We start from the raw sequence: 13,104 nt of genomic DNA on the forward strand, positions 1-13,104 counted from the left end.
GATGGCCGTCATCGAGGGACGCAACCAGACCACCGCACGTCGCGACCACCGCCAGGCCGGCGGCACGGTCCGTCCCGCGGCCGTGGACCGGGTCTGGGCCGTCACCCGCATCGCAATGGGATGGATCTTCTTCTGGGCGTTTCTCGACAAGACCTTCGGCTGGGGTTTCGCCACCCCCGCGAACCGCGCCTGGATCGAGGGAGGGAGCCCGACCACCGGCTTCCTGAAGGGGGCCTCCGACGGGGCCCTGGGCGGATTCTTCGGCGGGCTCGCCGGGCAGGCCTGGGTCGACTGGCTGTTCATGGCCGGTCTGCTCGGAGTCGGCGTCGCGCTCCTGCTGGGGATCGGGATGCGGGTCGCGGCCGCCGCCGGCGGACTCCTGCTGCTGATGATGTGGGCGGCCGCCCTGCCGCTCGCGACCAACCCCTTCATGGACGACCACCTCGTCTACCTGCTGGTTCTCATCGGGCTGGCCCTCGCCGGCGCCGGTGACACCTGGGGCCTGGGCAGATGGTGGAGCGGGACCGATCCGGTACGGCGCCTGCCGCTGCTGAAGTGAACCCCGCGGCGAGACGGCCCGTCCCCCGTCGGGGACGGGCCGTCTCGCTCGCCGGGGACCTTGGCCACCACGGCCGGGGACGTTCGCCGTTCGCGGGTCCGTCGGCCGAGGGGGACACTGGAGGAGGGGACACGTTCACAGGGGGCGGACCGGCTGTGCGCCGCCGGGCGTGTGCACCGATGAAACCCGCCTCCCGATGCTGTTTACCTTTGGATTTGTTTACATTCGCGGCGGAGGGGGAACGTCATGCCGCTCAGTGTCAAAGACGTGATGGGGGATGTCGCGATCGCCGTGCTGGAGCAGACGACCTTCGCCGACATCGTGGCGGTCATGGCGCGCTACCGGGTGGGCGCGGTCACCGTCGTGGACGGGGAACGCCGCCCGGTGGGCGTCGTCTCCGAGGACGATCTGCTGCTCAGGGAGACCGAGGCCGACCGCCGTGACCCCTCGGGCTTCCAGAACGTGCGGAGCCGCAACGAGTATGCCAAGACGGCCGGTGTCACCGCCGCACAGATCATGACAAGCCCGCCGATCGTCGTCACACCGGGGACGGCCGCGCGCATGGCGGCGCAGATCATGCACGAGAACAAGATCAAGCAGCTCCCGGTGATCGACCCGATGGACGGTCACATCGTCGGCACAATCCTGCGATCCGACCTGCTCAAGGTCTTCAACCGCCCGGTGATCGAGCTGTACGGCGAGATCGTCACGGTGCTGAAGGACCAGGTGCTCGTCGATCCGGAGCGACTGCTCATCGACATCCGGGACGGCATGGTCAGCGTCGCCGGGATCGTCGAGCGACACTCCCAGATCGCGCACCTCACCGAGGCGATCCGCCGGATCGAAGGCGTCGTCGACCTACGGGTCGACCTCGCCTACGACCGCGACGACGTCGGCCTGCCCCCGGAATGACCCGGGTCCGTACCCCGACCTCAGCCGGATCGATGCATCGCCCCGGCCATCTGGGCCACGTCGTCGGCCGCGTCGCCGATCAGTTTGGCGGCGAGGTCGGAGAGGGCCCGTCCCACGGCCAGCTCGTCGCCGATCTCCGGTACCGGCCGGTCGACGGGGTTGCGCCGAGCGCGTCCGACGCTCTCGTGCCGAAGGCCGTTCCCCGTCGAGAGCACGACCCGGGCCATGGTCACGGAATCGTCGTCGTCTTCGGTGATATAGATCTGCACGTCCCACTGCTTGGCTTCCATCGCGAACACCTCCCATCCCATCCTCAATGAAGCCACAGCACTTTTGACCGGTTTCGTCCTGAAATTTGCGTATTTAGTAAGAATATGTGTCTCAATTGGGGGATATCTAAAGTCAAGGGCGCATGAGGACACGGGGAGATCGGGATGCGCGTCGTGGTCGCCGGAGGACACGGAAAGATCGGGCTTCGGGTGGAGCGGCTGCTCACGGGACGCGGGGATGAGGCGTCCGGTCTGATCCGCAACCCCGATCAGGTACCGGCGGTCCAGCGCACCGGGGCGCACGCCGTTCTTTGCGACCTGGAGCGGATCGACGTCGACGGGCTCCTTCCCCACCTGGACGGTGCGGACGGGGTCGTGTTCGCGGCGGGCGCGGGTCCGGGGAGCGGGCCGGCCAGAAAGAACACCGTCGACCGGGGCGCGGCCGTGCTGCTGGCCCAGGCCTGCGAGCGGGCGGGTGTGCGCAGGTTCCTCCAGATCTCGTCGAAAGGGGCGGGTGTTCCCCCGCGGCCCGCGGCCGATGAGAGCTGGGCCGTCTACATCACCGCCAAGACCGAGGCGGAAGACGACCTCCGCGGGCGCAACCTGGACTGGACCATCCTGCGTCCGGGGATTCTCACCGACGAGCCCGGCACGGGGCTCGTCGACCTGGCGGAGCCACCCATGCCCCACGGCAAGGTCTCCCGCGACGACGTGGCGAAGGTGGTCGTCGCGCTGCTGGACGCCCCCGACACCCGGCATCTGACCCTGGAGGTCATCGGCGGCGCCACTCCCATCCGGTACGCGGTGCACGCGGTGGTCACCATTCTGGGCTGATCCGTTGCGGCGATCAGCCGTGGACGTGGTGGATGTCGCCCGTCATCCTGCGGCTGTGCTCAAGCAGCTTGGGGTAGTCGGAGGCTATGCCCTGCAGCAACGCCTCGACGGCCCGCTCGACCTCGGAGCCGGTGGTGGGGGCGTGACCGAAGAAGGCGCGGTAGTGCACGAGCGACCCGAGCATGTCCAGCACCAGGTCGTGGTCGACGTCGTCCCTCAGGTCGCCGCGGGCCTGGGCCTGCCTCAGCATCCGGCCGACTGCCGCGCGCGGCGGGTCGAACAGCACACGCATGAAGGTCTGCCGGAGCTCGGGGTCGGCGGTGCAGTCGGCGAAGAGCGGGCCGAGGACGTCGGGCCGGATGCGCCGGAACGCCGCCGTGAACACGTCGATCCCCTCGTTGAGGTCGCAGACGGTGCAGCCGGTGTCGGGCGTGGTGACCTCGCCGAGGCGCGCGGCCAGCGCGGCGAGGACGAGATGGCGGCTTGACGGCCAGCGGCGATAGATCGCGGGCTTGGTGGCCTCGGCCCGCCGCGCGACCTCCTCCAGGGTGAGCCGCCGGTACCCGACCTCGTCCAAGACGGCGAGTGTCGCCTTCAGTACGGCCTGGTCGATGTGCGGGTCGCGGGGACGTCCGGCCCGGGCGGGTTCCATGACGCCATTCTAGCGATATGTTACGGTACGGCTCGTAATGAAAATCCCAGGAAACGGGAGTGAATCCATGTCCGGGCACCCCATACCGGCGAAGGCGGGCCGACGCGAATGGATCGGCCTCGCCGGACTCGCCCTGCCCACCCTGCTGGTGGCGATGGATCTGTCGGTGCTGATCCTGGCCACCCCGGCGCTCGCGGCCGACCTCCGGCCGAGCGCCACCCAGTTGCTGTGGATCACCGACGTGTACGGGTTCCTCATCGCCGGATCGTTGATCACCATGGGCACGCTGGGCGATCGCATCGGACGGCGGCGCCTGCTGCTCATCGGCTCGGCGGCCTTCGGGCTCACCAGCCTTCTCGCCGCCTTCTCCACCAGCGCCGAGATGCTCATCGTGGCCCGTGCCCTGCTCGGTGTGGCCGGGGCCACGCTCATGCCCTCCACCCTCGCCCTGCTCCGCACCATGTTCGCCGACTCCGGGCAGCGCACCGTGGCCGTCGGCGTCTGGGTCGCCGTGTTCACCGGGGGGACCGTCGCCGGGCCGCTGCTGGCCGGTGCGCTCCTGGAGCACTTCTGGTGGGGGTCGGTGTTTCTGCCGAACCTGCCGGTGATGGCCCTGCTGCTCATCGCCGCGCCGCGGTTGCTCCCGGAGACCCGCGATCCCGATCCCGGACGGTTCGACCTGCTCAGCGCGGCCCTGTCCGTGGTGGCCGTACTATTGGTGATCTACGGTGTAAAGCGGGTCGCCGAGGACGGGCCGCACATCGAGGCCGCGGCGGCGATCGTCTGCGGAGTCCTCGTCGGGGGGATCTTCGTGATCCGGCAGCGCCGGCTCACCCATCCGCTGATGGACCTCGGCCTGTTCCGGGTGACCGCGTTCGGCGTCTCCGTGGGGATCAACGTCCTTATCGGGGTGGTGATGGCCGGGATCTTCCTGTTCGTCGCGCAGCACCTGCAGCTGGTGCTGGGGATCAGCCCGTTCGAGGCGGGTCTGTGGCTTCTGCCGCAGACCGCGGGGATCATCACGGCGTCCCTGCTCACCACGGTGATCGTCCGGTGGGTACGGCCCGTCCACCTGGTGAGCGCGGGCCTGGCCCTGGCGACCGCCGGACTGCTGGTCCTGGCCCAGGTGGACGGGGACACGGGCCTCGCCGTGGTCATCGGCGGCTCGGTCCTGCTGGGCGTGGGCGTCGCGCCCGCGTCCACCCTGAGCACCGACCTCATCGTCGGCTCGGCGCCGCCGGAACGGGCGGGAGCCGCATCGGCGATCTCCGAGACCGCCGGTGAACTGGGCAACGCACTCGGCATCGCGGTGCTCGGCAGCCTGGGCGTGGCCGTGTACCGCACCACCATGGCCGGGGCCGTTCCGCCCGCCGTCGCCCCCGAAGCCGCCGACGCGGCACGGGACAGCCTGAACGGCGCGATAGGCGCCGCGGCCGGGCTGCCCCCGGGCGCCGCCGCCGAGCTCCTCGACGACGCCCGTACGGCGTTCACGGCGGGGTTTCAGCTCAGTGCGGTCGCGGGCGCCGTGGCCACGCTGACGGCGGCGATCATCGCGGCGCTCCTGCTTCGGCGCGTCCGGCGGGACGCCGAGGAACCCGTGCCTGCGGCGGCACCCGCGGCGGGGAAGACGAGCGGTGACGCCGGCACGCCGGCCTGTTTGTCGGCAATATCAAACGAGGTCGGTGACTCCGATAGGTCGGCGCATGAATAGATAATTTGTCCGAGTAAATGGGCGAGTGCAAAGAAATATGAAATGTTGATCGGCGTAGCCACTCCACGGAGCCGAATCCGGCATATGGGTCGACAGCCGATGGAGCCGAAAACTACGTTCAAAAGCTGACGACGATGGCCGAAGCCTCTCCTAGGGTGGGCCGGATGAGGGTCACCCGGGCTCGTCTCACGGATACGGCGTTGGCGCTGGCCGGGATTCCCGTCCTGCTGGCCGGGACCATGGTGTCCGCGCGGACGCGTGTTCCACCGTTTCAGGCGCTGGATCCCCTGGCGTACATTCTCCTGGTCCTCGCCGCGTCGGCGTTGCTCTTCCTGTCGCGACACCCGATTCCGGTGCTCGCCGTGACGCTGGCCTGCAGTGCGGGGATGCTGATCGAGCACTATCCGTACGGACCGGTGTTCCTGCCGCTCTGCCTCGCCCTCGCCGCGGTCGTGATCCGGCACGGGGTGCCGGTGGGGCTGGCGGCGTACGCGGTGACCGCCCTGACGCTGCCGATCGGCGACGCGATCGGATCCGGCCCGGGTCGGTCCTGGACGGAGGGCATCCCGTGGAGCACGGTGATGCTCGTTCCCTTCGCCGCCGGGGTGGCGGTCCGGACGGTCCGGGAGCGGTGGGCGGACCAGGCGAAGATCGCGGAGGAACTGCGTGTGCTCCGGGCGCAGGAGGAGAGGCTGGCGATCGTCCGGGAGATCCACGATGTGGTCGGGCACAGCCTCGGCGTGATCAGCATGCGGGCGGGAGTGGCGCTGCATGTCGCCGAGCGGTCCCCGGGCGAGGCGCTGGAGGCGTTGCGGGCGATCCGGACGGCCAGCGGAGAGGCGCTCGGCGAGTTGCGCTCCACCCTCGACGTCGTCAGGGAGCTGCGGCCGCCGCCCGGGCCGGCCGAGGTGGGTGGGCTGGTGGAGTCGGTGCGGGCGGCCGGACAGCGGGTCGACCTGCGCCTGCGGGGGGATCCGGGAGGGCTGCCGCTGGTCGCCGGGCACGCGGTGTACCGGATCGTTCAGGAGTCGCTCACCAATGTGACCAGGCACGCGGGTCCGGCACGGGCGACCGTGGAAATCGACTACGGCTCCGAAGAGGTTCACGTCTCGGTCGTCGACGACGGGAAGGGATGCGGAGCCATCGGGGCGGGCAACGGGATCACCGGGATGCGGGAGCGGGCGGCGGCCCTCGACGGCACACTGGTCTGCGGTCCGGGGCGGGAGGGCGGATTCGAGGTGCGCGCGCGGCTGCCGGTGAGCCGCCGGACCAGGGGAGGGGAGGGGGACGGGTGATCGGAGTGCTGATCGTCGACGACCAGTCCCTCATCCGTATCGGTCTGCGTGTTCTCATCGACGGGGAGGACGACCTGTGTGTCGCCGGGGAGGCCGAGGACGGCCGGCGGGCCGTCGAGCTCGCCCGCCGCCTGCGGCCCGATGTGGTGCTCATGGACATTCGGATGCCGGGCTGGGACGGGCTGGCCGCCCTTCGGGAGATCAAGTCCGATCCGGCGCTCTCGGACGTCCATGTGGTGATGCTGACGATGCTCGAGGTCGACGAGTACGTCTTCGAGGCGCTGCGGAGCGGGGCGAGCGGCTTCCTGGTCAAGGACGCCGAGCCGCAGGAGGTGCTCCGGGCGATCAGGGTGGTGGGTGGCGGCGGCTCCCTCCTCTCTCCCTCGGTGACCCGGCGGGTGATCGACGAGCTGGCGGCCCGTCCGGCACCGCCTGTACCGCATCGCAGGTTGCACGCCCTGACGGCCAGGGAGAGGGAGATCGTCGGGCTGGTGGGGGAGGGGCTGACCAACGACGAGATCGCCGCCCGCCTGGTGGTGAGTCCGGCGACGGTCCGCACCCATGTGGGACGCGCCATGGTGAAGCTCGAAGCCCGGGACCGGGCACGCCTGGTGGTGATCGCCTTCCAGTCCGGCCTCGTACGTTGAACAAGGTACGGCGAAAGCCGCTGCAGCGCTGACGACGCGTGCGCCGTACCCCATCATGCTCTGCGGCATGAAATGGATAACCGGCCGCCGTTCCAAGTGGCTTGTGATCGTGGTCTGGCTGCTCCTGGCGCTCCCCATCGCCAGATTGGGAGCCGATATCCGCGACATTCAGCAGAACAACTTCGCGCAGTTCACCCCGTCGAGCGTGGACTCCACCCAGGTCCGGGAGATCCTGGCCGCCCGGTCGGGAAGTCAGGAGATGGCGGGCATCGTCGTGTACGCCAGGGAGTCCGGGCTGACCGACGGGGACCGGGCGGTCGTCAAACGTGACCACCCCGGGGTGGAGACCTATCCCTCGGACGACGGTAAGGCCGTGGTGGCGGTGGTCCCCATCGACGGCACCGACGAGAGCCAGGCCTACGACAGACTCCACTCCCTCCGGGAGCAGGTCCATCGGGACGTTCCGGACGGGTTGCGGGTGGAGGTGACCGGCCCGGCCGGCTTCTTCGTCGACAGCGCCGACGCCTTCCTCGACGCGGACCTCACCCTGCTCCTGGTGACCTTGGGCGCGGTGGCGTTCTTCCTGCTGGTCATCTACCGCAGCCCGATACTGTGGCTGCTCCCGTTGCTGGTGGTCGGCCTCTCCAGTGTGCTCTCCCAGGGGTTGGTCTACCTGCTGGCCAAGCACGCCGGGATCGTGGTCACGGGGATGAGCTCCGGCATTCTGACCGCGCTCGTCTTCGGCGCCGGCACCGACTACGCCCTGCTGCTGATCTCCCGGTACCGCGAGGAGCTGCGGGGACAGGCCGACCGGCATGCGGCGATGGCCACCGCCCTCCGCGCCGCGTTTCCGGCGCTGGCCGCGTCGGCGGCGACGGTCGCGCTCGGCGTGCTCTGCCTGCTCGTGGCGGACGTGCGCTCCAGCGCGAGCCTCGGGCCGGTCGCCGCGGTGGGTGTGCTCTGCGCGTTCCTGGCGATGACGACGTTCCTCCCGGCGCTGCTGCTCGTCTTCGGCCGGTGGGTCTTCTGGCCGCTCGTTCCCCGGCCGGGACAGCGGGAGCGGACCGGCGTGTGGGGCCGGGTCGGCACGCTGGTCGGGAGAAAGCCCCGGGCGGTCTGGGTGGGCACCGTGCTCGGGCTCGTCGTTCTCACCCTTGGTCTCACCACCGCGAAGATCGGGATTCCGGGCTCGGAGGCCTACCATCAGCCGCCGGAGTCGATCAGGGGACAGCATTTGATCTCCGCGCACTTCCCCGGGGGCTCGACGGCTCCGGCGGACGTCGTCACCGACGCGGCGAACGCCGACCGGGTGTCCAAGATCGCCGCAGCCACCCCGGGAGTGGCCCGGTTGCTCCCCGCCGAGACCCTCGACGGCGGTGTGGCCCATCTTCGGGTGATCTTGAACGACGCGCCGGAGAGCGACCGCGCCGGGGAGACGATCTCGCGACTCCGCACCGCCTTCGAGGGGATCCCCGGTACGCGGGTGGGCGGGATCACGGCGACCCAGGTCGACACCGCGGCGGCCCATCGCCGCGATCTCACGCTGGTGATTCCGCTCGCCTTGCTGGTGATCTTCCTCGTGCTCGTGGTTCTGCTGCGCTCCCTGGTCGCCCCGCTCCTGCTGATCGTCACGGTGGTGCTCACCTTCGGCGCGGTCCTCGGCGCCGGATGGCTCCTCTTCGACCGGGTCCTGGGTTTCCCCGCCCTTGGCTACGACGCGATCCTGCTCGGTTTCGTCTTCCTGGTCGCACTCGGCGTCGACTACAACATTTTCATGGTCGGGCGGATCCGCGAGGAGACCCGGCGGCTGGGGGATCCCCGTACGGGAGTGCTCCGGGGCCTGGCGTTGACCGGTTCGGTCATCACCGGTGCCGGTCTGGTGCTGGCCGCGACCTTCTCGGCGCTCACCGTCCTCCCGCTGGTGTGGGCGGTGGAGTTCGGCGTCCTGGTGGCCTTCGGGGTGATCCTCGACACCTTTCTCGTCCGCTCCGTGCTGCTGCCCGCGCTCATGCTGGACGTCGGCGAGCGTTTCTGGTGGCCGTCGAGGAAATCGCGGTACGGGCTGGAAGCCGGCGTCGAGCCGGTGCGCGCCGCCGAGCCCGCATAGGTGATCAACCGGGGCGGTCGCCTATGCGGGCTTTCGGCAGGCTTCAGGCCGTACCTGTTCCGTCGGCCAGGTGGGCCACGACCGAGTGGCCGCGTGGGGAGAGCCGGTAACCGGTTCCGAGGCTTTCGGTGAGGCCCAGCTCCTTGAGTTTGCGGACGTCGCGTTTGAGCGCGAGCTTGTCGCGGCCCAGCCGCTCGGCGAGCACCGCGGCCGGGGTGGCGGGCAGCTCCCCGACGAGGCGGAGCAGGTCCGCGGTCCAGGGCCCGCTCCGGGAAGCCGTGTCGAGCCGGGTCAGCCTCCGGCGGATCTCGGCCAGGTCGTCGGCTTCGACGTCGGCCTGCTCGCGCAGGGCGATCCGGGGGTCCGGCCCGGCCAGGTGCAGTCCTATCCGGTAGAGGTCCCCGTCGGGGAACCCGGCCAGCTCCCGCCGGAGTTCGTCGAGGGAGGGGTATCCCGCGCGCCGGGCTTCCCCGGCGGTCACCGAGTCCTCGCCGATCCGCTCGACCGTGTCGATCTCGACGACGCCGACGGAGGTGCGCACCCGGCTGCCCGGGCGCACGGTGCTCCGCTTCCAGCGGCGGAAGGCCAGCGTGACGGTCCCGTCCGCGATGCCTTCCAGGGTGCGCTGCTTGAACAACATGGCTCTCCTCCGTCCCGCTGACCGCACTGTAAGGCAGCCCCCGGGAAAATTCGGCGGGGTAGAGGGATCTGCCCGATACGATCCGCAGTTATGGCTGAACGTCCCCTCTGGCTGATCGACATCGACGGCACCGTCGCCCTGCGCGACGGGCGTGGCCCGTACGACTGGGATCGCGTCGGGGAGGACGTGCCGAACCGTCCGGTGGTCGCGGTCGTCCGATCACTGATCGCGGCCGGCTATCCGATCGCCTACGTGTCGGGCCGCCCGGAGCGGTGCCGCCGGCAGACCGAGATGTGGCTGAGGGCCAATGTGGGACGGCCGGACGCGGTCGAGGGACTGTGGATGCGCCGGAACGGAGACCGGAGGAAGGACACCGTGGTCAAGCGGGAGATCTTCACGCAGCACTTCGGGAACCGCGAGGTCATGGGAGTGATCGACGACCGGGAGAGCGTCGTCCGCATGTGGCGGGACGAACTGGGGCTCACCGTGCTCCAGTGCGCGGAGGGCCGGTTCTGATGAGCGCGCACGGGTGGGCGAAGCACGGCGGCCCGGAGTTCGCCGAGATCGCGGAGCGGTACACGATCCTGCGCTGCCAGGTCGGTTCCGGCCTGCACGGTACGGCGATCGCCGGGACCGACGACCGCGACGAGATGGGGATCTGCGCCGAGCCGCCGGCCTATGTGATCGGTCTGCGCAGGTTCGAGCAGTACATCTTCCGCAGTCAGCCCGAGGGGGTCAGGTCCGGGCACGGGGACCTCGACTTGACCGTCTACGGTCTCCGCAAGTGGCTCAGACTGGCGCTGGACGGCAATCCGACCGTCCTGCTCACGTTGTTCGTCCCGGAATCGGAGATCGTCTCGATCAATGAGCTGGGCCGTGAGCTGCTCGACGAGGGCCCGGGCTTTATTTTGTCCCGGCAGGCCGGCCACCGCTTCCTCGGATATCTGCACAGCCAGCGGGAGCGCATGGTGGACCATCCGAACGGGAAGCGCACCAACCGGCCCGAGCTCATCGAGCGGTACGGATACGACACCAAGTTCGCGGGCCACATGATCCGGCTGGGCGTGCAGGGGGTGGAGCTCCTGGAGGAGGGGCGGATCACCCTGCCGATGCCGGAGCCCTGGCGGTCCACGATCGTCTCAGTGCGCAAGGGCGAGCACTCCAGGGACGAGGCGCTGGACATGGCCGCCGAACTGGAGTCGCGGATCGGCCGCCTCATCGGCTCGTCGAAGCTCCCCGAGTTCCCGGACCGGGACCGCGCCGACGCCTGGCTGGTCGACGCGTACCGCCGTACGTGGGCCGCGGCCGGACACTGACGGACGGTACGGGGCGCGGTGGGTCATGATGGGGGGGAGGAGGTTGCCCATGGACCGGCCGGTGCTCGTCTACGACGGAGACTGCGCGTTCTGCACCACTTCTGTGAAGTTCATCGAGCGCCGTATGCGGCTCGACGCCCGGATCGTCCCCTGGCAGTTCGCCGACCTCGCCGCGCTCGGGGTCACCCGGGAGCGGGCCGAGTACGAGCTCCTGTGGGTCGAGCGGGCCGGCCGGGTGTACGGCGGAGCGCAGGCCGTCGCCAAGGTGCTGCTCGCCGCGGGCCTGCCGTGGTCGCCGGCCGGGCTGCTGCTGCGCCTCCCACCGCTGCGCTGGCCGGCCCACTGGGCGTACCGGCTCGTCGCCGGCAACCGCCACCGCCTCCCCGGCGGCACCCCGGCCTGCTCCCTCCCCGCCGCCGAACGCGCGAAAACCGCTCCCGACGGAGACTGATCCCGGGCAGCGGTACCAAGACTGGCGTGATTTGTCGGGCATATCACATAGCCTCCCGGTCATCGGTCGTTGGGACTTGAGTGATTGGTGGGGCGTGTGGTGGCACAGAACACGTATCTGGAGCTCTCCGAGGACGGCGGAGGGGCGCACAAGTACTACGAGGTGATCGTCTCCGGGCTGGACGTGACGATCACGTACGGACGGATCGGCGAGACCGGGCAGACCAAGACGTCGACCTTCGCCACGGCGGAGAAGGCGCTGGCCGCGGCGACGAAGAAGATCGGTGAGAAGACCCGCAAGGGTTACGCGCCCGCGGTCCGCGGGGTCCGGCAGCGACGCGCCGTCAGCAGGCGGGTCATCCAGAGCACCCGGTCGACGGCGCGGCAGGCGCCGGTGCTCTGGCGTTTCGCCAGCGGGGCCGCGGCCTTCGGCATCTTCATCGACGAGAACCGCTGCTGGGTGGGGAACCAGAACGGGGACGTCTACACGGTCACCCACGGGGGAGAGGTCACCGGCCGCTTCCGGTTGCCCGACGGTGTGAAGTGCATCGTCGCCGACGACTTCTGGATCTACGCGGGTGCCGACGACGGCAAGGTCTACGACCTGAGCGGCAAGGTGCCGCGGGTCGCCTACGAGATCGCCGAGGACGTCGACATCTACTGGCTGGACATCGACGACGGGGTGCTCGGCGTGTCCGACCGGGGCGGCCGGATCACCACGATCAACCATGAGGACGAGTTCCAGTGGGCACGCAGCGGAGCCGGCGACTACGCCTGGATGGTCCGCTGCGACCGGGACGCGGTCTACCACGGGCACTCCAAGGGGGTCGCGCGCTACGCGGCGGCCGACGGGAGCCCGGTCTGGCACACCCCCACCAACGGCGACGTGCTGTTCGGCTGGCAGGAGCGGAGTTCGGTCTACGCGGGCACCTCGCGGGGCAAGGTGTACCGGCTGGGCAAGGCCGACGGTGCCGTCGAGGCCGTCTACACGTGTGACGCCGCGGTGTTCTCCTGCGCCACCGCTCCGGACGGCCGCTATGTCTTCGCCGGGGACAGCAGCTCCTCGGTCTACTGTTTCGATCAGGGCGGCGAGCTCCTCTGGAAGCTCGCCACCGGGTGCGGCTCCGCCTTCTCCATGCAGTTCCTGGACGACCGCCTCTACATCGTCACCACCGACGGCACGCTCGCCTGCATCGACGCGAGCGAGCAGGCGATCCACGCCGCGCAGGCGGGCACGGTTCCGGTGCCGTTGGACGTGAAGGCGGCGGCGGGGCTGGCCGCGGTGGAGCCCACGGTGACGCTGGAGGTCGCGGCGCAGTCCGACGAGGGGGTGGTCGTGGAGTGCGTCCGCGAGGGGGACAAGCTCCGGGTCCGCGTGGTGAGCCCGGGTTACGAGTCCGGGTGGTACGTCCAGTTCCCCAAGAACGTCCGGGAGGCGGGCGCCCGCTACCTGGTGGACGGAGTGCGTTCGTCGGGACGCGGGGGTTTCTACCGGTCCTACGGCGAAATCAAGCGCCTGCTCTGACGGTCGGCGGTACGGGCTGCGCCGGGGTGATCCCGGTCTCGTCGTGGTGCGGCGCAGCCCAAAAGCGGGTAGCCGAGTACCGGGGGATAGTGGCCGGATCGGCGGTCTTAGGATGATTGCGTCTTGAAGAGCCAGAGTCGTTGGTCCTCTGCGCGGAAGTGAGCCGGAGAGGGGAACGTCGCGGATG

Annotated in this window: 14 protein-coding genes; 11 read left to right on the forward strand and 3 right to left on the reverse strand. The window is 70.0% G+C overall.

What is annotated here, in order from left to right:
• Position 1 precedes the first annotated feature (1 nt).
• Positions 2-559, forward strand: coding sequence for a hypothetical protein (locus tag RUR_RS25115; RefSeq protein ID WP_283137639.1), 558 nt, complete (start codon positions 2-4; stop codon positions 557-559).
• 246 nt (positions 560-805) lie between these two features.
• Positions 806-1,471 (forward strand): CBS domain-containing protein, encoded by a 666-nt coding sequence (locus tag RUR_RS25120; protein WP_283137640.1) that lies wholly within the window; start codon positions 806-808, stop codon positions 1,469-1,471.
• A gap of 20 nt (positions 1,472-1,491) precedes the next feature.
• Here RUR_RS25120 and RUR_RS25125 read toward each other — a convergent pair whose 3' ends face one another.
• Positions 1,492-1,761 carry a DUF1876 domain-containing protein gene (locus RUR_RS25125; RefSeq protein ID WP_283137641.1) on the reverse strand — a complete coding sequence of 90 codons (270 nt, stop codon included), beginning with the start codon at positions 1,759-1,761 and terminating at the stop codon, positions 1,492-1,494.
• Between the two features lie 144 nt (positions 1,762-1,905).
• On the opposite strand from RUR_RS25125, the gene RUR_RS25130 reads away from it, so the two are divergent.
• Entirely contained in the window at positions 1,906-2,574 is a 669-nt protein-coding gene (locus RUR_RS25130; RefSeq protein ID WP_283137642.1) for an SDR family oxidoreductase, read from the forward strand.
• Between the two features lie 13 nt (positions 2,575-2,587).
• Here RUR_RS25130 and RUR_RS25135 read toward each other — a convergent pair whose 3' ends face one another.
• Positions 2,588-3,226: a TetR/AcrR family transcriptional regulator gene (locus RUR_RS25135; RefSeq protein ID WP_283137643.1), complete on the reverse strand. Its 639-nt coding sequence runs from the start codon at positions 3,224-3,226 to the stop codon at positions 2,588-2,590.
• A 67-nt stretch (positions 3,227-3,293) separates the two neighbouring features.
• Between RUR_RS25135 and RUR_RS25140 the strand changes: the two genes are divergently transcribed.
• The 4 genes from RUR_RS25140 (at position 3,294) to RUR_RS25155 (ending at position 8,986) form a co-directional block, all read left to right on the forward strand.
• Positions 3,294-4,937, forward strand: coding sequence for an MFS transporter (locus tag RUR_RS25140; protein ID WP_283137644.1), 1,644 nt, complete (start codon positions 3,294-3,296; stop codon positions 4,935-4,937).
• Between the two features lie 164 nt (positions 4,938-5,101).
• The gene (locus RUR_RS25145) at positions 5,102-6,232 is read left to right on the forward strand and encodes a sensor histidine kinase (RefSeq protein ID WP_283137645.1); all 1,131 of its coding nucleotides are present in this window, start codon (positions 5,102-5,104) and stop codon (positions 6,230-6,232) included.
• Positions 6,229-6,879 carry a response regulator gene (locus RUR_RS25150; RefSeq protein ID WP_283137646.1) on the forward strand — a complete coding sequence of 217 codons (651 nt, stop codon included), beginning with the start codon at positions 6,229-6,231 and terminating at the stop codon, positions 6,877-6,879. Before RUR_RS25145 ends, RUR_RS25150 begins: the two co-directional genes overlap by 4 nt.
• A gap of 67 nt (positions 6,880-6,946) precedes the next feature.
• Positions 6,947-8,986, forward strand: coding sequence for an MMPL family transporter (locus tag RUR_RS25155; protein ID WP_283137647.1), 2,040 nt, complete (start codon positions 6,947-6,949; stop codon positions 8,984-8,986).
• A 43-nt stretch (positions 8,987-9,029) separates the two neighbouring features.
• Here RUR_RS25155 and RUR_RS25160 read toward each other — a convergent pair whose 3' ends face one another.
• Positions 9,030-9,626 carry an ASCH domain-containing protein gene (locus tag RUR_RS25160; RefSeq protein ID WP_283137648.1) on the reverse strand — a complete coding sequence of 199 codons (597 nt, stop codon included), beginning with the start codon at positions 9,624-9,626 and terminating at the stop codon, positions 9,030-9,032.
• A gap of 90 nt (positions 9,627-9,716) precedes the next feature.
• On the opposite strand from RUR_RS25160, the gene RUR_RS25165 reads away from it, so the two are divergent.
• From RUR_RS25165 to RUR_RS25180, 4 genes are all read left to right on the forward strand, one after another.
• On the forward strand, positions 9,717-10,142 hold the full coding sequence (locus RUR_RS25165; RefSeq protein ID WP_283137649.1) for a phosphatase domain-containing protein: 426 nt from the start codon (positions 9,717-9,719) through the stop codon (positions 10,140-10,142).
• Complete coding sequence (locus RUR_RS25170; RefSeq protein WP_283137650.1) at positions 10,142-10,942, forward strand: nucleotidyltransferase domain-containing protein; 801 nt, start codon at positions 10,142-10,144, stop codon at positions 10,940-10,942. The genes RUR_RS25165 and RUR_RS25170 overlap by 1 nt, the downstream gene beginning before the upstream one ends.
• 49 nt (positions 10,943-10,991) lie before the next feature.
• Positions 10,992-11,393 (forward strand): thiol-disulfide oxidoreductase DCC family protein, encoded by a 402-nt coding sequence (locus RUR_RS25175; protein ID WP_283137651.1) that lies wholly within the window; start codon positions 10,992-10,994, stop codon positions 11,391-11,393.
• 99 nt (positions 11,394-11,492) lie between these two features.
• Positions 11,493-12,917 (forward strand): WGR domain-containing protein, encoded by a 1,425-nt coding sequence (locus tag RUR_RS25180; protein WP_346349064.1) that lies wholly within the window; start codon positions 11,493-11,495, stop codon positions 12,915-12,917.
• The last annotated feature ends 187 nt before the right edge of the window (positions 12,918-13,104 follow it).

Origin of the sequence: Rhizohabitans arisaemae, from assembly GCF_025996515.1 — a bacterium.
In the GTDB taxonomy this organism is placed as follows: Bacteria; Actinomycetota; Actinomycetes; order Streptosporangiales; family Streptosporangiaceae; genus Rhizohabitans; species Rhizohabitans arisaemae.